This is a genomic window from Flavobacterium hydatis, from assembly GCF_000737695.1.
GTDB classification, from domain to species: Bacteria; Bacteroidota; Bacteroidia; order Flavobacteriales; family Flavobacteriaceae; genus Flavobacterium; species Flavobacterium hydatis.
Genome location: NZ_JPRM01000060.1, coordinates 1 through 21953, shown reverse-complemented (window position 1 = coordinate 21953; position 21953 = coordinate 1). Strand labels below are relative to the sequence as shown.

The 21953-nt window shown below is 33.7% G+C and carries 13 protein-coding genes; 7 read left to right on the top strand and 6 right to left on the bottom strand.

Annotated elements, in window-relative coordinates; all coding sequences use genetic code 11:
• Positions 1 to 635: 635 nt before the first annotated feature.
• The 4 genes from IW20_RS25675 (at position 636) to IW20_RS24270 (ending at position 5063) form a co-directional block, all read left to right on the top strand.
• Positions 636 to 1262 carry a response regulator transcription factor gene (locus tag IW20_RS25675; RefSeq protein WP_051886184.1) on the top strand — a complete coding sequence of 209 codons (627 nt, stop codon included), beginning with the start codon at positions 636 to 638 and terminating at the stop codon, positions 1260 to 1262.
• A gap of 174 nt (positions 1263 to 1436) precedes the next feature.
• Positions 1437 to 2969, top strand: coding sequence for a pyridoxal phosphate-dependent decarboxylase family protein (locus IW20_RS24280; protein WP_035628719.1), 1533 nt, complete (start codon positions 1437 to 1439; stop codon positions 2967 to 2969).
• 8 nt (positions 2970 to 2977) lie between these two features.
• Positions 2978 to 4309 carry a lysine N(6)-hydroxylase/L-ornithine N(5)-oxygenase family protein gene (locus tag IW20_RS24275; RefSeq protein WP_205625926.1) on the top strand — a complete coding sequence of 444 codons (1332 nt, stop codon included), beginning with the start codon at positions 2978 to 2980 and terminating at the stop codon, positions 4307 to 4309.
• 157 nt (positions 4310 to 4466) lie between these two features.
• A complete protein-coding gene (locus tag IW20_RS24270) occupies positions 4467 to 5063 on the top strand; it encodes a GNAT family N-acetyltransferase (RefSeq protein WP_051886180.1) in 597 nt (198 codons plus the stop codon).
• Between the two features lie 347 nt (positions 5064 to 5410).
• Here IW20_RS24270 and IW20_RS24265 read toward each other — a convergent pair whose 3' ends face one another.
• Genes IW20_RS24265 through IW20_RS24250 form a run of 4 tightly spaced genes read right to left on the bottom strand, consistent with a single transcriptional unit; the run spans position 5411 to position 12664 of the window.
• Entirely contained in the window at positions 5411 to 6565 is a 1155-nt protein-coding gene (locus IW20_RS24265; protein WP_035628718.1) for a hypothetical protein, read from the bottom strand.
• Between the two features lie 4 nt (positions 6566 to 6569).
• Entirely contained in the window at positions 6570 to 8963 is a 2394-nt protein-coding gene (locus IW20_RS24260) for a TonB-dependent siderophore receptor (RefSeq protein WP_051886178.1), read from the bottom strand.
• 19 nt (positions 8964 to 8982) lie between these two features.
• On the bottom strand, positions 8983 to 10791 hold the full coding sequence (locus IW20_RS24255; protein ID WP_051886176.1) for an IucA/IucC family protein: 1809 nt from the start codon (positions 10789 to 10791) through the stop codon (positions 8983 to 8985).
• A gap of 31 nt (positions 10792 to 10822) precedes the next feature.
• Positions 10823 to 12664, bottom strand: coding sequence for an IucA/IucC family protein (locus tag IW20_RS24250; RefSeq protein ID WP_081912562.1), 1842 nt, complete (start codon positions 12662 to 12664; stop codon positions 10823 to 10825).
• A 434-nt stretch (positions 12665 to 13098) separates the two neighbouring features.
• Between IW20_RS24250 and IW20_RS24245 the strand changes: the two genes are divergently transcribed.
• Together IW20_RS24245 and IW20_RS24240 are read left to right on the top strand one after the other, a co-directional pair.
• Entirely contained in the window at positions 13099 to 13707 is a 609-nt protein-coding gene (locus tag IW20_RS24245; RefSeq protein WP_051886174.1) for a nitroreductase family protein, read from the top strand.
• Between the two features lie 218 nt (positions 13708 to 13925).
• Positions 13926 to 15323 carry an MATE family efflux transporter gene (locus IW20_RS24240; RefSeq protein ID WP_240478537.1) on the top strand — a complete coding sequence of 466 codons (1398 nt, stop codon included), beginning with the start codon at positions 13926 to 13928 and terminating at the stop codon, positions 15321 to 15323.
• Between the two features lie 140 nt (positions 15324 to 15463).
• Here the strand turns inward: IW20_RS24240 and IW20_RS25670 are convergent, their stop codons facing one another.
• Both IW20_RS25670 and IW20_RS24230 read right to left on the bottom strand, forming a co-directional pair.
• Complete coding sequence (locus IW20_RS25670) at positions 15464 to 19321, bottom strand: M43 family zinc metalloprotease (protein ID WP_051886169.1); 3858 nt, start codon at positions 19319 to 19321, stop codon at positions 15464 to 15466.
• 421 nt (positions 19322 to 19742) lie between these two features.
• On the bottom strand, positions 19743 to 20051 hold the full coding sequence (locus tag IW20_RS24230) for a helix-turn-helix domain-containing protein (RefSeq protein ID WP_051886164.1): 309 nt from the start codon (positions 20049 to 20051) through the stop codon (positions 19743 to 19745).
• Between the two features lie 742 nt (positions 20052 to 20793).
• Between IW20_RS24230 and IW20_RS24225 the strand changes: the two genes are divergently transcribed.
• Positions 20794 to 21879: an MraY family glycosyltransferase gene (locus IW20_RS24225; protein ID WP_051886163.1), complete on the top strand. Its 1086-nt coding sequence runs from the start codon at positions 20794 to 20796 to the stop codon at positions 21877 to 21879.
• Positions 21880 to 21953 lie beyond the last annotated feature (74 nt).

Genomic DNA, 21953 nt, shown 5'->3' with positions numbered 1-21953 from the left:
AAAAGGTTCCTGGTATTTTTATCAGGAACCTTTTTTTATCCTGTAAGGTATTTTTAAGATCCTGAGTGACAAAGAAACTGAGAGTACTGAGTCTGTTCGATAATTAGCCATAAAGGAACGCAGATGACACAGATTTACAAAAGTAAAGACGCGGATAAAAACAGATTTCTCTCTATTATTTTTAAAAATCCGTTTTTATCTGTTTTATCTGCGTGAAACTTCACAAACTTTGTAAAAGCACTACTTTTGAATTGCCACCAGCTGAAGCACAATGTCATTAAGTTAAGAAAAAAATAGCTGAAATACTGTACCGAATAATTCTCACGCCAAGTCGCCAAGCCGCCAAGTTTACGCCTAAAATCTTTGCGCTTTTGCGTCTTTGCGAGAAAACAATTAGCGATAATTAACTCAAAAAGGCTTAACTTAAATACAAAGGGGAGAGAAATCCCTGTTACCTGTGTTTTCGCTTTAGCGAATCTGTTTTGTCTGCGTACAATCTTTCAATCTTATCATTAAGGTTTCTTTTTTTTGTACTTAGTTTCTTTCTTTGTTTTTGTATAAGTGCGAAAAATTAATACAATAATGTGAGATTTATTTGTTATTTTTGTTTAGACCAAATCTAAACAACAAAAATAATGAAAAACTTCCTGATAGCAGATTCTGAAAATTTGCATATAATCGGATTGAAACAGACCTTGAAAAAGTTTGTCAAGAAATCGAGTTTAACCGTGGTAGGCTCTAAAGATGAGTTGATTACTCATCTGGAGAAAAATACAGTTGAGTATTTAATTATCGATCCGAATAATATTTTTTTATTTTACGATGATGATTTTAAGCAGCTGCGGCTAAACTCTCCAAATTGTAAAATTATCATTTTATCATACTTTAAGAATAAACAGACGATCAGTAGTTTTCTGAAAGAAAATATTGACGGATTTATTTCAAAGGACTGTCAGGAGCAAACTATTTTTGATGCTTTGTATAAAATAGAAAATGGTGAACGTTACTTGTGTCCGAAAATATTAAATCTTCTTGTAGATGTGCTTATTTCGCCCGCATCAGATTTAAAAGAGAAACTAACTTTTAGAGAGTCTGAAATTTTAAAGCAGATTGCCAAAGGTAATGATGGGAAAAGCATCGCTTCTAACCTTTTTATAAGCATTCATACATTTAGAACTCATCGGAAAAATATTATGAAAAAAACTGGCAGACATACCACCCCAGAGCTTATTTTATATGCAATTGACAGAAAAATAATATAGTTTAAACTAGGTTAACAATCTTTTTTTTTGTCGATTTTATACTACATATGTAGTACTGCTACTACCTCTTTTGTATAATTTTATTTACTATTCGTATAGTATTGACTTTCGTTTTCATGGGATATACTTTTGTTAAAAACTATTCTTTAGAATGAATCTAAATAAAACAAACCAATGGAAGCACGCGAACAGATAACCACAATTGAATTAAAAAAGGTTTTAGAGAAAAAACATGACAAGCATATTTTTTCTAATAATAAAAAAGCGATTACTCTTTATAAAAAGAGTATGAAAAAAACAATTAAACTAATTGCAAATCATTTAGAAAGCAGAGATACTCCTTTTACAGGCGCGAGTATTTCTTCGATTAAAGAAAAAATTGATGCAATAGTACTTGAAGAAAAAGATCAGGGAAACAGATTAGAATATGTTTTAGACGAGCTTAAAGATATTTACCTGAATGATTGTATTCATTTTCATAACCCAAAGTACATCGCTCATTTAAACTGCCCAATTTTAACACCTACACTTGTTGCAGAAGCGTTTATCTCTTCTTTAAACTCGTCTATGGATACCTGGGATCAAAGTACAGGAGCTACTTTTATCGAATTGAAGCTGATAGACTGGACAATTGAGAAATTGGGTTATCCGGAAAGAGCAGATGGAATTTTTACAAGCGGAGGAACACAGTCAAATTTGATGGGATTACTTTTAGCGCGAGATTATTTTGTGAAAAAGAATTACAATATGGACCCTAAAATGGACGGACTTCCTGCGGATGCATCAAAATTTAGAGTTTTATGTTCTGAAGTAAGTCATTTTAGCTTAAAGAAAAATTTAAGTTTATTAGGATTAGGCCAAAATGCAGTTGTTCCTGTGGCAGTTGATACTGATTTTAAAATGAATGTTCAGGCGTTGAAAAAAGTAATTCAACAACAGAAAGATTTAGGAAATATTCCAATAGCAATTGTAGGAACAGCCGGAACTACAGATTTCGGTTCAATTGATCCCTTAACCCAAATTGCTGCAATAGCAAAAGAGAATAAATTATGGTTTCACATTGATGCAGCCTATGGCGGTGGATTATTAATCAGTGAGAAGCATAATCATAAATTGGAAGGAATTGAGCTTTCAGATTCTGTGACTATAGATTATCATAAAACCTTTTATCAGCCAGTAAGTTCAAGTGGTTTTTTTATGAGAGACAAATCGTATGTAGATTATATAAAATACCATGCAGATTACCTGAACTCAAAAGAACAAGAAGACGAGGGAATTCCAAACATGGTGAAGAAATCAATACAAACCACCCGCAGATTTGACGCCTTAAAATTATGGTTTACCTTAAGAATTATTGGAACAAAGGGGTTAAGTAGCTACATGGACAAAGCGATTGATAATGCACTCTTTACTGCAGATTTCTTAAGAAGGAGAGATGATTTTGAAGTAATTCATAATCCAGAAATAAGTACAATTGTGTTCCGCTATAAACCTTGGAAAACAGATGAAGGATCTTTTTGCAGCTTAAATAGTTACATCCGAAAAGCCATTTTTAATGAAGGAAAAGCCATTATAACTAGTACAAAAGTTTATAATGAAGTATTTCTGAAATTCACACTTCTTAACCCTCTTACAACTCAGGCTGATATTGAAGAAATTATAAATTTAATCGTTCTTCACGGTCAGGAATATACATTGATAAATTAATACCCCTTATGGAAAATAAAATATACGACTTTATAGCTGTTGGTGTTGGACCTTTTAACTTAAGCTTAGCCTGTCTTACAGCGCCAATTGAAAATCTGGATGGTTTGTTCTTTGATAAAAATGAATCTTTTAACTGGCATCCCGGAATGTTATTGCAAGACACCACTCTTCAGATTCCTTTTTTGGCTGATTTAGTAACACTTGCAGATCCAACTAGCCCGTTTAGTTTTCTGAATTATATAAAAGAGCAGGGTAAAATGTACTCGTTCTACATTCGAGAAAACTTTTTATTGTTAAGAAACGAATATAACCAATACTGTCAATGGGCAATTAAGAAACTCCCAAATGTATTTTTTAATACAGAAGTTTCGATGATTGAATATAATGATAATGAGTCTGTTTATATTGTGAGTACAGTTTGCACTAAAACAAGTAAGGTTACTTTTTACAAGACTAAAAAGATAATTTTAGGTACGGGAACTGCACCACATATTCCTAAATCCTGTCAAAATCTTAAAGGAAAAGCAATTCATTCGTCTGCTTATGTGCAGAATAAAGCAGCATTACAAAACCAAAAGTCAATTACCGTTTTGGGAAGCGGACAAAGTGCTGCAGAAGTTTTTAATGATTTATTACAGGAAATTGATGTGTACGGATATCAGCTGAACTGGATTACGCGTTCGTCTCGTTTCTTTCCAATGGATTACAGCAAACTTACTTTAGAAATGACTTCTCCTGAATATGTGGATTACTTTTACAGTCTTCCCGCTGAGAAAAGAGATTATTTGTTAAAAGAGCAGAAATTGCTTTACAAAGGAATTAATAAAGACCTGATTGGAGCTATTTTCGATACTATTTATGCTAAAAAAGTGATTGGAGAAATTGATGTGAATTTAAGAACAAATGCCGCTTGTATAAAAGCAGATTTTGACGAAAGCAAACAAAATTTTGAATTGGAATTGCATCAGACCGAACAAGATAAAAAATACCGTCATGTTACCGATGCATTAGTTTTGGCAACAGGTTACGGTTATAAATTACCTCCTTTCCTAGAAGGAATTACTGATAGAATACAATGGGACGATAAAGGACGTTTTGCTGCCAATCGAAATTACAGTATTGACAAAAATGGAGGAGAAGTTTTTGTTCAGAATGCAGAATTACACACGCACGGATTCGTTACGCCCGACTTAGGAATGGTTTGCTATCGAAATTCTTATATTATCAGAGAAATTACAGGTGTTGAGCATTATGCAGTTGAAACAAAAATTGCTTTTCAGGAATTTGGAGTTGCTGTAGCTGAAGTTGTAGAGTCAAATGTTTTTGAAGAGATTCTGTAAATACCGCTCTGGTTCAACGGTCTACAGATATTCGATAATAAGACTGTAATCGACTGATATAATTTTGGTTGTTGTATCCCCATTTTTAGGGAAAGTATAAGATCAGATTATATGACACCCATTAAAAATAATAATAAGCTTAACTTGATAAGAGATAATGAATAATAAAATAATTGATATAGAAAATAAAGCCGTTTCTGATATTGTTTTTATCAAAACAATTCCTGGTATGGGCGTTTTTGAATTGCGTCCAATAGACTTAGAAACTGATATGCCTTTGCTTCATGACTGGGTGAATCGTGATTATGCGGTTTATTGGGGAATGAATGGATTTTCTTTGCAGGAAGTGTACGATTCGTACCGCGAAATTCTGGAGAAAACTGATGTTTACATGGGAATTTTTAATGGAGATATTTCCTTTTTATTAGAATGTTATAATCCCGAAACAGATAGTATTGGAGAGTACTATAAAGTAGAAAAAGGGGATAAAGGGATGCATATTTTAGTAGCTCCTTTGGAGATACCCGTAAACAAGTTTACCTGGACGATTTTTACCGTAATACTAGATTTTATTTTTTGTGATGCTAAAAATCAACGTGTTGTTGTTGAACCTGATGCACGCAATCATAAAATTCATGCATTGAACAGAAAAGCCGGATTTGTATTCCAAACCGAAATTGATTTGCCTCATAAAAAAGCACATCTTGAGTTTTGTACGCGAGAGGATTATTATAAGGCTTTGCAATCAGTTTAAATGTAATATTTTGGAGTTATCCAATAATAAGTACTGTAGCTTTAATCGAAATAGATTAGGGTGAAAGTCAATGTTTTTTTTAGTTAAATAGAATGATAAGCGGGTTCAGAAATGGATCCGCTTATTTTTTGTAGTTAAGAATGAAGCTTCCTATTCGTATTTCTTCATTGTACAACCTCTTAAAAATACTTTTAGTGCATTATTTTAGAAACTTAATAAACAAGGAATAGAAAAATTGTATTTTGTTTTTTATGACCTGATAAATTTAACCTGTATAAAAAAATGCAGAGACCATAATTAATATGTTCTCTGCATTTTTATTTACTGCAATGTACTATTTACAATTTTTAAAGTAAATCCTGATTCATTGGTTTTAATTTTTTTATCATGAAATAACAGATTAGGACGAATATAATCCACAAAATATAGACTGTAGCCAGAGAGTAGCCATAATTAAGTAACGGACTATCTTTGCCATAAGAAGCGGTCGTTATTACCATCGTTTGTAATGGTTCTCCATTAAAACATAACCAAATCATTGCTGCTAAATGGATGATAAGGGTACTGAACAGATAGATAAACAAAGGAATCTGTCCTAATGTAAAAAAGAAATTGGCAACTCTGCTTTTCCAGTTTTCTGCATAAGCTAAGAACAAGAAAATCGGACCCAATGTGATCGCTATAAAATCTAATGAAGCCGGATATTTAGTGAGATTGAAAAACGACAGTATACTGATTAGGTCTGAATTTCCTGCTTTCCATGGGATAGATTCTCCGTAACCATTTAGACCACGTAATAAGAAAAATAATCCAATAAGAGTATAACCACTGTACAACAGTACTTTTTTTCGAATTATTGGTGAACTTTCCGACCTACAAAAGAAACCAAAATAATAACCCAGTAAAAGAACACCTAACCAGGGGAGTAGCGTATAATTTACGATATACAAGCTCTGACCTTGAGGTATAAATTTTTGTTGATGCAACAAATACCAGAAAATAGCATTCAGAGAATCTCCTTTCATTTGCAAAGAATCCAGTAAATGATGCGCTATTATAATAGTTAAAGCGATCGATAAGATTAACTTTCTGTTGAAGTATTGTAACCCTGCCATGCAATACAGGCATAAACCTAATGAACCAATGATAAAGACACCAATTGTACGGTAATAAGGATCAAACGTATACAAAAAATTGTTTATGAAAATTTCAATAAGGATCAGTATACTGCCAAGTTTGAATAACTGCCATACATTTTGCTTTTTGGTTCTCTTACTCATCCAATGAAATAATTCAATACCAGCTATAAAGAAAACTGCTGGCGCAAAATAATGTGATATAAAACGGGTAAAGAACAAAGAGAAAGTGGTATGATCTAAATCTGCCGGATTAGTGTTCCAGTAATGAAAAAAGAGTCGGGTATGATCTAAAATCGCAAAAGTCATTACTACTCCCAATAGTATTCTTTGGGATTTGAAAGCACGCTGATCGATATGCTCCATCTAATTAAAATTTATAAGTGAAGTTGATCATAAAATTGCTTGGCTTTTGCGGACGCGCATAATAACCGTCACTTACCCAATACTGTTTGTCCAGAATGTTATTGGCTTTAATACCAATTCGATATTTCGGACGGTTGTAAAACACAGTCGCATCAAGAAGATTATAAGAATCAAGTGTAAATGTATTTGTATTATCAATAAAAGCATCAGAAACATAAGAATTTCCAATTCCCAGTCCCAGTCCCTGAGCTTTACCATTAACAATAGTATAACTTGCCCAAAGATTAACCACATTTTTTGGAGTACCTGCCGCTCTTTTGCCCATTACATTTTCGGCTGCCTTGGTAAACTCGTTATCATTATATCCATAACTGGCTACATAGTTGAAACCTGAAAAAGGTCTTCCGATAATTTCTATTTCAAGTCCTTTACTTTTTTGCGTTCCGTCTTGGATAACGTATGTTCCCTGAGTTGTTACATCATTTCTTAAACTGTTTGTTACATCAATCTGGTAATAGCTTACAGTTGCATTGAGTTTGTCTGATAAATCAAGTTTAACACCACCTTCTAGTTGTGCAGCTTCTTGGGGTTTAAAAACAGAAACTTCTCCATTTGGCTGAAGTTTGCTACCAATGTTTTTAAATCCATTCATATAATTACCAAAAACCGCTACTTTGTCTTCAACAATTTGATATACTAGACCAAATTTAGGAGAAAGTGCGGTTTGATTGTAGTCACCTACAGTTGTGCGAGATTTTGTATTTGTTGTTCCATCACCAATATAACGATCTACACGTAAACTGGCCATTACTAAAAGCTGATCTGTTATATTTAGAACATCAGAGGCATAAACACTATAGGTAGATTCTTTTGTCTGGTTTTGTCCCGTGTTTCTTTTTGCTAAAATCGATTCAACGTCCTCAATTCTAATCACTGGTGTTGAGCCTAGATTATCGAGGTTTGCTGGTTCAAATACTTTACCGCCATATCCCAATCCGTCATATCGGGTTGATCTGTAACTGGATAAATAATCAAAACCTACAACAAGTCTGTTTCTGAGGCTTCCGATTTTAAAATCTCCGGTGAAATTTTGCTGGAAATTTTTTCGTACTGTTTTTTCATCTGTAAATGCTCTTAATACACGATCAACAGATGATTTATTTTGCCAGATGAAATCAAAAATATAAAGATCATCGTAAGAACCACCGCTGTAAGCATATCTGGACTGAGAGGTCCATTGGTCAGAAATTTTGTATTCTGCATCAAGCAATACGTTGGTAGAAGCCTGTTTGCTTACGAGAGAGTTATCATTAAGCGATATGCGATAGTCCAGATTAAGATCTTTAAAGCTAGTTAGACCCAATGTAGGAGAAGTAATCCATCCGGCTGGAGTAATTCCTTGTGCACTTTGAAAATCAGCATTCAGCGTAAACTTTAAGCGGTCTGATACCTGATACGTAATGCTTGGCGCAATAAGTAAAGTAGCAGAATTACCCTGATCCTGAAAGGTATTTTCGGTCTGGCGAGCTACGTTTAATCGAATCAGTAAACCTTCGGCATCCTTAACCGGGGTATTAATGTCTAATGTCATACGGCTCAGATCCCAACTTCCCATGGTATAACCTATTTCGCCTCCAAAATGATCGTATGGTTTTTTGGTAATGTAATTAACAATTCCTCCAAACGAGGTCATCTGCGCTCCGAAAAGGGTAGAACTTGGACCTTTATAGGTCTCTACACGTTCTACAGAAGCAAGATCTACACCCGTACGCAGATAAGTTGCCATTCCGTTACGGAAATTTTCACTAGTTTGAAAACCTCTGGAGAAAAAAGAGGGCATTCCAGCCCCCGTTTTTGCAGGTGCAGCTCCCGGAACATTTCTAAAAGATTCTTCGACTGTTAAAGCCATTTGCTCTTTGATTAGTTCTTTGTCTACTACACTATAAACTTGTGAATTTTCAAGGTTTGAAATTGGAAGCCTCGACACATACTCACTTTTCTTTTTTGAAGTAATTTTATATTTGTTACCTACAATAAAAACCTCATTAAGAATTTCGGCATTAGCGGTAAGGTTAAAATCCAATAAAATTTCCTCCCCAGTTTCTACAGTAACCGTTTTTGTCTGTGGGGCTAACCCCATGATATTGACAGTAAGCGTATTGTTTTTTGATGTAAGTTTATCAAACATATACCAACCATCCTTGTCTATTTTTACACTGTATTTTCCATTTAGGTTAACAGTGCCGTACAGTACTTTCTTTCCATCTTCTGTCATAACCTGACCTTTGATGACACCAGATTGGGTTTGTTGTGCCTGAGTTTGTAAAGACAATAATAAGAGCGCAGCAGTAATAAGCAGCGTAGGTATGTACTTGTTTAATGAGGTAAAATAATTCACGAAATTATTATTTATTAAATTAATTAATGTAAAATGGTGTCACCGGATTTTTTACAATACCGATATATGGCAGGTTCTGAAATGGATTAGCACGATTTCTCAACTGTCTGTTATTATTCAGTTGTAATTTGTTTAAAGCATCAGGACTGAACTCATTGACAAACAGGTCAAATTTCTGGAAAGATTCACTGAATTCAGGATGTGCCGATTGGTAATCTAAGATGCACTCTGCTACAAGCTTCCAAAACTCGTCTTCTGGAAAATCAGCATGCTCTACAAGTATTGCGGCTATAAATCGGAATATAGAATCGAATACCTGTGTAAATAAAGGCAACGTTTTGCGATCGTCAGGAACATTAACAGCAAGCCTCAAAGCTTCTTCAGGAATCTCTAAACTACAGTTAAGTAATGAAACCTCTTCACCAATATCTTTCATAATGGCATTAACAACCTTATGATCTTCCAGAATCAGGATTAAGTTTTCGCCATGAGGCATAAAAACCATGTCCCATTTGTAAAAACAATGAAGTAAAGGACTCAAATAGCAGCTAAAGTATTGTCTTAACCAATTTGAAGTTGTTAAACCAGATGCCTGTATTAATTCCGGTAGGTAAGCCTTGCCTTCATTATCTATATGAAGTAATGCTGCCATTGTAATTAAGCGCTGATTTTCAGAAACTTTATCAGCTGGACTTTCTCTCCATAAACAGGCGAACATTTTCTTGTAAGGAGTATCACCCGGAACTGCTGTTTCATAATATTGATGAGCAAAACTCAAACTAGCGATTTCTCTCAGAATGATAAACCCTTTCGATTGTAAGTAATTATCGTCTTTTACAAGGTTGTAAATCCACTCATTGATTGGTGGGTTAGACAACATAAATTTAGGAGATAGCCCACGTACATAACCCATGTTAAGAACAGATAAAGCCGTTTTAACATAGAACTTTTCAGGATTGGTAATATTATAGAATGTTCGTATCGATTGTTGTGGCTGGTATTTATCGGCATTGTACCCCATACAAACCAGTCTGTTAGTCGCGATATCGGCTGAAAATATATTGGCTAATTTATTAAACCATTGCCAAGGATGCACTGGCATATAAAAATAATCATTAGGATTTAATCCTTTTTCAAGAAGTTGATCGTTAAAATTTTTCAACGTTTCTTCACCAAGTTCCTGTAGCATTACTTTATCATAATCTAAAGGCAGGACGGCAGTAAAAACAGCAGTCGAGCGATGACCAGCAAGCCATACTAAAGAAAACGGTGCAGCTGCTTCCGGAGCATATTCCCTGTGATCGCTGGAGGTAAAACCGATTCTTCCATTATTAGCGATGAATCGAGGGTGACCTGTCATGGTAGATTCAGTTTGCTGATAACCGGCATCCAATAATTCTTTTGAATTGGGTTTGCCATAATAATTAAGGTAAGCACTTCCAGCCAGTGTGCTGCATACCTCTTCAAGATAAACAGGTAATGACTCTTCAGGAATTCCAAGTTCTGCCTTAAATTCAATGATAAAACTTAGTGCGTCTAATGTAGCAGTTTCTCCTTCAGTAAATTTTTCAATGGATGGAGTATCAATATACCAATGGTTTAAAGCTAAAATTTTAGCATTAAACTGATACACGTTTTTTTCGTCTGCACTCGTCAGTTGATAGATTTCCCAGTCGTCTTTATTTCCGATTAGCTTTGGAATAACTAATCGTTCATGAGAAAATTCGGCAAGTATTTTTCTAAGGTGCAAACGAGTTACTTTGTCCCAAACTACTTTTTCTAAATGGCTGGATGCTTGTATTGGTGAGATTTGCGTATCTATATTCATGGTTTTAGCGTATTATGGTTTTAAAGAAGGACTAGATTAATTTTGTCTGATAAATAGAAAGAGGATTTTTCAGAGTACCAGCAAATTGTTGATTCTTGAAAGGATTAGTGGCATCAAGCATTTTTGTGCTATTTTGCATTTGCAATCTATTTGAACACGTTTTAATGATCTCTGAATCAAATAAATCATACTTTCTGAATTTGTCCTCTAGTTCAGGATATTCTGATTGGTATTCTGATACGCATTCCGCTACAAGACTCCAAAAATCTTCTTCAGGCAGATTTACATGTTCTACCAATACATGATTTAGGTATCTGAAGAAAGAATCAAATATCTGAGTAAAAATAGATAGGATTTTAAGATCTTCAGGAACATTGATAATGATTCGTTTGACTGTTTCTGGTAATTCTTTTTCTTGATTTACAATAGCTACTTCTTCACCAATATCTTTCATAATTGCCCTAACCGGAACATTGTCACGGAATACCAGAATCAGATTTTCGCCGTGTGGCATAAAACGCATATCATGGTAATAATAACAATGTAAAAGTGGACTAAGGTAAGATTGCAAATAGCTTTGAATCCATCCTTTTGCATCTAAAGGAGAAGATTTAATTAATTCTGCCAGCAATGAGTTTCCATTAGTGTCTATGTGAAGCAGTGCAGCCATAGTCATAATACGTTCACCATTTGCTATTTTGTCCATCGGACTTTCTCTCCATAACGTAGACAACATTTTTTTATAAGGAGAATCTACTTTTATAGCCTCTTCGATGTATGCATTGGTGTAACCAACTGTAGCGATTTCTTTTAAGGTAGTAAAACCTTTTTTTTGAAGATAAGGATCATTCTCTACAAGGTTCGCAACCCATTCGCTAATTGGTGGGTTTGTTCGCATAAAATAAGGCGAAAGCCCTCTCATAAAGCCCATATTAAGAATAGAAAGAGCTGATTTAACATAAAATCTTTTAACATTACTTACGTTAAAAAATGTACGTACCGATTGTTGAGGCATATACAAATCTTTACTATCACCTAAGCAAACCAATTTTGATGCAGCAATATCTGGCGCAAATAAATAAATCAGTTTATTGTGCCATTGCCATGGATGAATAGGGAAAAAGATATAATCTTCTGGTTGAAGCCCTTTTTCTGTAAGAATCGAATCAAATGATGCTTTTAAGTCTGCATCTAATTCCTGCTCCATTACTTGTTGGTAACTAAGAGGAGGAATACTCGTAAATTCGGTGTAATTTTTATGGCCTGCTACCCAAACGAGTGAAAGTGGTGTTGCCGCTTCAGGGCTGTAATTTTGATAATCTATTGCATCAAAGCCAATTCTGGCACTGTTAGCTATAAAACAAGGATGCCCGGCAGTCATGGCGTGCTCTACATCAGCGTAACTTGCTTCCGTTAGATCTTTAGCCGAAAGCTCACTATTAGTATACATATAAGCACTACCATAGAGGCAACTGATTACTTCTTCTAGGTAAGTAGGCAGATTTAGTTCAGTAAAGCCTAATTCTTCTGTAAATTCAAGAAGAAAAGCGATAGCATCAAGAGGTTTAGAATTTCCGTTTACTGTTTTAGTAATAGAGTCTGTGTCAATATGCCAATGGTCTAATGCAAGTATTTGTGCACGAAATTGATATTCTGTTATTCCATCTTGAGTATTAAGGCAGTAAAGTCCCCATACTCCGTTAGTATTCTGTAATTTAGGGCTAAGTAATAATTCATGTGAATACTCACATAGCATTTTTCTTAGCTGTATTCTGTTTACTTTTTCCCATATTTCAGGTTGAAGATGGGATGTGACTAGTTGAGGATTTAATTGACCGTTCTCATGTCTTACTATTTGGGACTTTTCTTTCATTGGGTATTGGTTTAATGGATATGATTAGTTTTTCAAAGTATTTTTCTTTGATCAAATAAGTGTTTTCAAGTGGTATACCTGATTGTGTTAATCTGTTAAAATTTTGATAATGATCTTTTCCGTTAAGGGTAGGAAACTAGTGGTTCTATTTTTCATAATTATGGGGTAATTAATTAGTATTAGAAGATTGTGTTTTGTTAGGCTGTCTGGTTCTATTAGTAGATTACATTGCTTTTTTTTTAATTTGATAACAAGATTTATGTTGTTTTTATAAGAATTACTATATACATTTGTCTTGTTCTTATTTATTCCAATTATAAATAACAATTTAGTTCAGCAAAGCTATTTATAATAATTTTAAATAACAAAATTTATTTTGCATATTTTTCGTACTTAATTTTATCTAAATTATCACTAAATCTTTATTAAAGTTTATGGAAACAAGTATCATAAGTTCTTCATCTGAAGTTGTAACTCAGCTAATTCGATTTAGAAAAAGTATCTATGCTGATTCTTATGTAGGGGGAAGTATTTCGGATACAGTATTGCAGGAAATTCTAATCAATGCAACATGGGCACCTACTCATAAGATGACAGAACCTTGGAGATTTATTGTACTTGCAGGAAGTCAACTCGAAAAATATGGAAATTATATGGCAGGCTATTACAAGTATTTGTATGAGGATATCTCAGATGTCGAAAAAAGAGAAGCAAAGTATAATTATCTAAAAAAATACCCACTTAAAGCGGCGTGTCTGATTGGAGTAATTCTTTCTAAAAGTACCAAAGTAAACATCCCCGAATGGGAAGAACTGGCTGCCGTTTCCTGTGCAGTGCAAAATATGGCTATTAGTGCAACTTCTTATCAATTGGGTTCCTATTGGGATTCAAGTGGTGCTGCAATAGAATATGTGAAAACCTTTGGTCTTGAGGCTAATGAGCAATCTCTAGGATTGTTTTTTATAGGTTACCCTGAGGAGTCGGCACTTTCTGTGACCAAAAGAAGAACCGCTATAGATAAAAAAGTTTCTTGGCATATTTAATAAAAAGGTTTGAAATTATCTTGAAAACCATGCGAAACAAAAGTTGTGCTAAATTTTAAAAAGATGAATCTGTAGCTGTGATAATAACGATAAGGTTTAGCATTTCACATACGAAAAAAAGTAGATAATCACCCACCAGAGAAGATTGATTCGGGTATTTTTAGTACGTTGGCATCCTCCAAAAAAACTTAATATTTTTCTTTAAAAACCAAATAATTGTGCTAGTAAAAATACGTTCAATATTTACTTTATTCAGGATTGCATTGCAAGGAACTGAAAAGAATTTTACCTCAGGCAATGTAAACAGGGCGACCTTTTTATTATCCGTACCTACCATGTTAGAGCTCAGTATGGAGTCGCTTTTTGTTTTAGTCGATCTTCTTTTTGTAAGCAGTCTAGGCGAAAATGCCATTACAGTCGTAGGGATTACTAACTCTGTAGTCATTCTTATTCAGTCAGTAGCGATGGGTTTGAGTATTGCGGCAACGGCAATGATTTCAAGAAGGGTAGGAGAGCAAAAACCCCGTAGAGCTGGACAGACCGCAATGCAGGTCATTTATTTAGGGATTTTCCTTTCTGTGATATGCAGCGTTTTAGCCGTAATTTTCAACCAGGAGATTATGCGTTTTGCGGGCGGATCAGATCATTTGATTAGCTATGGCAATGCTTTTTCTAAAACAATGTTTGCAGGACTCATTTTTATGATCATGCGTATTTTGATTAACGGAGTGTTCAGAGGTTCCGGAGATGCCTCGATGGCGATGCGAACCCTCGCATTTTCGAATGTTTTAAATGGTTTACTATGTGCGGTACTAATCTTCGGATTGGGTCCATTTCCTAAGCTGGGCTTATTGGGAGCAGCAATAGCAATGGTGATTGCAAATGCCTTTAGTGTCGGCTACCAGTTATGGTATCTGTTTAAAAATAATGACACAATTATTATAGGAAAACGACAAATGTTGATGGTTCCTGTACAGATGAAACGAATCCTAAAACTTGCAACTGCCGGAATGATTCAGAACTTGGTGCCTTCTTCAAGTAGATTTTTAATGATTGTTATTGTTGCAAAACTTGGTGAAAATGTACTTGCCGGCTATATTATTGCCAATCGGATTATTATGTTTAGTGTTTTACCTGCCTACGGAATTGCTAATGCGGCTGGTGTATTGACTGGTCAAAACCTTGGCGCAAGACAGCCAGAAAGGGCAGAAGCTTCGGTATGGAAAACAGGAGCCTTTAATATGTGTTTTCTGGGACTTATTGCCATTTTTTTAATGTTCTATGCCAAAACTCTGGCAGGATTTTTTACCAATGATGAGCAAATTCTTTCTTACGCAAGTACTTATCTGCAATATATGGCTATTGCTTACTTTTTCTTCGGTTACACCATGGTAATCTCTCGTGCGCTAAATGCAGCCGGAAGTGTAAACACGGTGACTGTACTTTATATTCTAATGTTTTATATGATCCAGCTTCCATTATCTTATTTGCTGGGTACTTATTACGAATGGGGACCAAAAGGGATATTTATTGCGATTCTAATTTCAGAAATTGTATTGGCAACCAGTAGTATTTTAGTTTTCAGAACTGGTAAATGGAAAACGGTGAAGTTGTAAAAGATTTGAGTTTCTTATTTCTGTTTGCAATTATATTTACAATTCATTTTCTTGTAGATCTTTACAATATATAAAAAACCGCTGAAAATTATTTTTCAGCGGTTTCAATTTTATGATTACTTATAAAGCATTAGCAAATTCTATTTTACCAATAATTTTTTACTTTGTTTAAATGACCCATCAGTAAGTATAACATGATAAATACCTGTTGGTAAGCTCTTGATAGTATAACTAGATGCATTGCGAACAACGTCTATTACAACTCCATTATTATTGTAAATAGTAATAACAGCATTTGCACTATTTATATTTTCAAAAGAGAAATTAACTACTTCCGATGCAGGGTTAGGGAACATTGCAAACGATTTGTTTTTATTCAGAGAATCATCGGCTTCAGCCCCAGCAAGAGGAAGATTGATGTCGAGATAACTACTCCAATCGCTTGTTCCAGCTGCATTAACAGCTCTTACTCTAAATCTATATGCGGTTTCTGTTCCTTGTTTCGGAACCCATAAATAATAGGTTGTAGATGTTCCTGCGCTTGCCCATCCAGTTGCAGCTTTGTATAATTGCACTTCGTAGCTTGTTGCATTTGCAACCTGTGTCCATGAAGCATAAAAACCTTGAGCATAAATACCAGAATTAGTAATATTTGTTGGTGTAGCAAGAGTTACAGGATTTGGATTTGAAGAACCAAAAGTTACCGTATAATCCTCAACTTCACCATCACCAATACTTCCGCATACAGCAGTTGGGTTAGAGTTATATTTCATTATAATACGCATTCTAGTAGTTCCAGTTGCATCATTTGGCACCGTAAAATTACCCGTAACAGTACCATTTGACGAAAGTCCATTAATTACTTTCTCAGAAGCTTCGAATGTATTGTTTTTATTATAATCTATCCAAATACCCCAAGATTCAGTATAATTAGAACTAGAGAAACCAGGCGTTAAACTAACAGACATACTTGCGTTTGGTGTCAATGTTATATTTTTAGAAGTATAATTACCATAGCCTGAAGCATCAGATCCAGAAGTATTTGTAAAACTTCCTATAACAACATCTTTAATATATTCATATTGGTTTGCACCCTGAGCGCTACAATATGTAGAAGTAGATGTTAGCACTGCCGTTACAACATTAGAATAATCAGAAAATGTAGTATTAGCATTCGCTCTTACTTTATAAGTATAAGTATTTCCAGCTGTTAAACCTGTATTTGTATAGGTAACAACATTTGCTCCAAGAGTTGCAATAACACTATAAATACCGTCTGCAGAAGCTCTTTCTACAGTATAAGCAGTTTCATTTGTAGCGTTATCTGTCCATGTCAACACAGCCTGAAGTGTAGTTGAGTTAGGAGTAGCTACCAAATTAGTAGGAGCTGCAACGGTAGTTCCGCTTGTTGTTCCTGCAGTTATAGCTTCAAATGGCTTGGTATTATACGCATAATCGGTAATAGAATATCCATCTCCGCTTGCTGTAACCTTTATCTTGAACCATCCGTAACAAGTTCTTCCTCTACTTGTGTATTCAAAACCTACATAACCTGTTTGATTATCCCAACTTGTATAAGTTGCAGTACGCAAATCTAGTTGATCAGGATATGCTGCACCAGGCGTTACAAAAGTACTTGAAGCGCCAATAGATGTACCTGCAGCAATTTTAGCAATATTTCTTGTTCCAGATATTCCAACCAATCTTTTGCCGTAAGTTTCTATTTTTAATGCATTGGCTGCAAATTGCCAAGCACCATATTCAGTATTATCACCAATACCTAAATCAATATATTTCCAAGTAGCAGCAGGAGAAACCACAAAATCTGGGTTATCTACATATACAATACCATAAGGAGCATCAAATTTGACATTTATTGTTTTAGCAGCATTGTCGAGAGTTGCTATTCCGCCAGTTATTGCAGCATCTTTAAATGTAACTATAACCGCAGCATCATTGGCAGGTAAATGCGGATTTGCTTTTCCTGTAAAAGTAAGAGCAACTTTAGAGTTACTTTTCAAAGTCAAAACAGCTGTTAAGCCAGTTGGCACTCCCGAAATTGTATAATCGGTTCCTGCTGTAAATGTTCCTGTACTTTTGGTAAAAGTTCCATTATTAGTAGATAAAGAAATCTCCGTATTTGATGTAATACCACCATCGTTAGCATCTGCCTCATATAGCGTATTTGCAGACAATACAACAGCAGTTTTAGCTGTCATACCTGTATAAATCGATGCTCCTGGTTGTGTGTTATAGGCATATTCAGAAATCGTATACCCATCTCCGTTCGCAGCAACGGTAACTTTAAACCATCCATAACAAGTTAAACCATCAATAAGATAGTCAAAACCAACATATCCTGATTTTTCGTCCCAATTTGTATAAGCAGCATTACGCAAATTTAATTGATTCGGATATGCTCCTGGAGCTGTAAAGTTGCTAGCAGAGTTTATTTGAGTATTGGCAGCTAAAAGAGAAATGTTTTTAGTTCCCGTCTGGCACACTAATTTTTTAGCATAAGTTTCTATTTTTAACGCATTGGCAGCAAATCTCCAACCTCCAAAAGCAGGATCATCGCCTTTCTCAATTTCAAAATACTTCCAAGTTAAAGCCGATGAAACAGTTACGTCGGGCATATCAACAAAAAAAATCCCATAGGGATTTACAAATTTAAAATCGAAATATAAGCTTGTACAAGATAAACCTGTTGTACCACCTGTAAATGCTGCAGGTAAAAATGTAATTGCTCCTTTAGTATTATTAGTTAATAAATGATTTGTTGCTTTTCCTGTTAAGGTAATTGTTATCTGTGAATTGGAATTAACCGTAAGTACTGGTGTAATTCCTGCTGGAAATGTATGAGTAAAATGGGTTCCCGATAACATGGTTCCAGAGCTAAGAGCAAGTGTTTTTGCTCCTGATAGCGTTATTATTGACGATGTATCAAAAGAACCATCATTTGCCACAGCCTCTTTAAAAGTATTTTTATTAACTGTCAGTAGACTTCCACTGTAATTAACTCCAGTTGCAATAAGGTTACTTTCTTGCCAAAGAGTTTTTCTTGCTGGATGTTCTAAGGCGGCAAGCATTCTGTCAATTTGCCCTTGCGTATACATTTTATAACATCCTTGCGCACCATTGTAACCCATGTAATTTTCATTGTTTACTCTGTCGCCGTTACAATTTGTTCCTTGAGTACAGGCTAGAGTATGTAATCCGTCTTCTAGAGGAGTGTCGGCTACTTCATCTGAGCCTGTGCAACCACCTTCAAAAGTGTGTATTAAATTCATGAAATGCCCAAATTCATGTGTTAATGTTGCTGAAAATTCTTTGCTATAAGAGTTGTCATATAAATAGGCTCCATTAAAAACTACTCGTGCTGTGTTGTTTGCTGTCATTCCTGAATCTGGATACCATGCTACTCCTGAGTTATTGAGAGCTCCATCTTGATATAAATCATTCTGGATATATACATTCATATATTTTGTATTATCCCAAGCATCGGCAGCAATTTGATCATCATATCCGCCACCATTTCCATATCCATTTTTTGCAGTATGAAATACAACTCCCGATGTACAACCACCATTCGGGTCTATCTTGGCGAGTTTAAACTCAATATTTAATGTGCCTCTTCTGGCTTGAAAATAGGGATCGACAGTTGCAAAGTCGGCATTTCGGCCATTAAAATCATCATTGAGTTGAGCGAGATGATTTACTATTTTTTCGTAGGTAATTGTTTTTCCACTCTGAACATCTCCGTAAATATGAAAAACAACCGGAATCACATAAGACGTTTGTAGCAGTTTAGAAGTTTTGGATTTCCATTCTGCGCTTAACTTTTTGGTAAATGCATCAAAGTTTTGCCGTTCTTTTAGTGCATTGGGGTTCTGTTTGTAAATTTTGTCATTTTCTTCTTTTGCTCTACATGGTAGTCCTTGTGCACTAACTTTAAGAACGAAAATAAACGCCACAAATAATAATAATTTTGGTTTCATAATTTTTTTGGGGTTTGTTAATAATGAGACCAAAGATATTTGAATAGTTTAAAATAAGATTATACTATGTTATTCTGTTTTAATATGAAATAATCCAAACAAATTAACTTTAAAATTACAGAAAGTGTTTTTTTTAATCATAAAAAATTGAATTTTATAAAGTGCAAGAAGGGGTTGTTTTCGCCTAAATACAAGGTTTAATTATTGGTTGTATTTAAGAATTTGACCTAAAAAAAGATTTTTTGCTATACCAAATTGTAAGCAAGTCAGATTTTAATATTAGTAAAGAAATAAAAAGGTCGATATAGAATTCAAAAAAAATGAATCCCCGTACAAAGAGTAGAGTAGTGCAGTAAGTATGTTAATTCAGGCAGTATTACCTATGAATATGTTAGGTAAGCAACAATTTAGATTATCTTAATTATGTTGTTTGTAATTGCCCAAACATAAAGTCATGTTTGTTTATGTTATTATCAACATAATCATGATTAGAAGACTTGTTATAGCTTTTATTAAAGAAGAAAGATATATCAAGGAATAACAAATCATTTAATGAAACTCCAAAAACAGAAGCAATTTTTGATAATTTAGAAATTGTTAAATCAATTTCACCACGTTCAATTTTTCCATATCCACTAATACTCATATCCATCTCAGAAGCTACAAATTTTCTTGTAAGATTTTTCATTTCGCGTATTGTTCTGATATTTTCTGATATATTTTTATTCATGACTAATTACTGTTATAAATATGTTTAAGAAGTTTTTTAAATTAATAATGAGTTAAAAAACGTATCTGTTTAATTGTTAATTATTTATATGCAAAATTAGTTAGGAAATAGCTATTAAAACGCCACAATAAATTTTAAGAATATTATAATAAGTTTTTTCAAATTAACAGATTAACAACTTAAATATTAACATAATGATATGCTTCTGATCAGTTTTAAATGCATTTACATTGTTGATTTTTAAGTTGTTATACTTATTTGTTTTGATTTTGAAGCCAAAAAAGAATAAATTAAATGTCTTTATTCAGCATATTTTATTCGAATAAAATATGTTTCAAATAAGATTTTGTTTATATATCTAATTTTTGTTTTAATCAACTCTTTTTCGAAATAAGATGTCCTTATTTAGGACATTATGCCACTTTAAATTCAGTCCTTTTTTTAAGCTTACAAGTACTTTTGTAAAAAATTAGCTCCTATCTATTGGTGCTAAAAATGCATGAAAGAGTCTTTTTATAAATACTGTATTTTAAGTATTTATTTGTGATTTTATCTGTATTTATTTTCCTAATAATACATCCAAATAATAGCCAACATGTGACTGGCTACGGGGAACCCTTTTCTATTTTTTAAATATTCTATCCATTTTGTCTTCTTAGTTGTTATCGAAGTTGCTTTTGTCTATATCTGATAAATATCCAATTCTAAACAAATCAACAAAGACGATTTTATTATAAGTTTTATGCAAATATTAATAACATATATCCTGAATTACTACTTCTTGGGAGCTTTTATAATAGTACTTTTTTCTTTTTTAGCATCTTATAAGCTATTTCCGATACTAATTCGCTTAAGCTATGAAAAAAAATTATCAAAAATTCCTGAAGAAAGAAGTTCTCATCTATATAGTACACCAACTATGGGGGGAGTGGGGATTTTCTTTGGTTTTACATTAACATTTGCTTTTATAGGATCAATTTTAAATAAATATTTGCAAATAGACACTTTGTTAGATCTAACAGCTTCGTTGCTAATTTTATTCTTTATTGGTATCAAGGATGATTTATTAGTGATATCACCTTTAAAAAAATTAATTGCACAATTTTTTGCAGCCGGAATATTAATACTATTTTCAGATATATACATCACAAATTTTTATGGAATTTTTGGTATCCATGAGCTTCCATATATTGTCTCGATAATTTTTACCTTTTTTGCCTTTGTGGTTGTTATAAATGCCTACAATTTAATAGACGGTATTGATGGGTTGGCAGGTGCAATAGCTTTAATAATTAGTATATTTTTTGGCTTTTATTTTTTAATAAATCGCCAATTTACTCAAGTCCTGATATCATTTTCTTTAATAGGGCCATTACTTGCTTTCCTTAAATTTAATGTATCTAAAACTCAAAAGATTTTTATGGGTGATACAGGAAGTATGGTAATTGGTTTTATCATAATGTATCAATCTATTAATTTTCTAACAATAAATGAGACTTTAGCAATTCCATTTCCTCTAGATAACGGGCCTATTTTTATTTTAGCGTTCCTTTCATTACCCTTAACAGATACTTTAAGAGTTTTTATCATCAGAATTAAAAATGGTCATAGTCCTTTTAAAGCAGATCGTAATCACATTCACCATTACTTTTTAGATTCAGGATTAACACATATAAAAGCAACAATTATAATTACTTCATTATCCTTAATAGTAATTCTAAGCGCATTCTTACTACAGGGCGTAAACATTAATCTTGCTTTATTCTTAATTATTATCATTTCTTCTATAGTCTATTTGCCTTTAACATTGAAAAGGCGTGATAATTAGTATGATAAAAAGTATTTTTTAGTTTGAACAGCTAAAATTAAAATTATAACATAATAATTAAAATAAAAAAAATG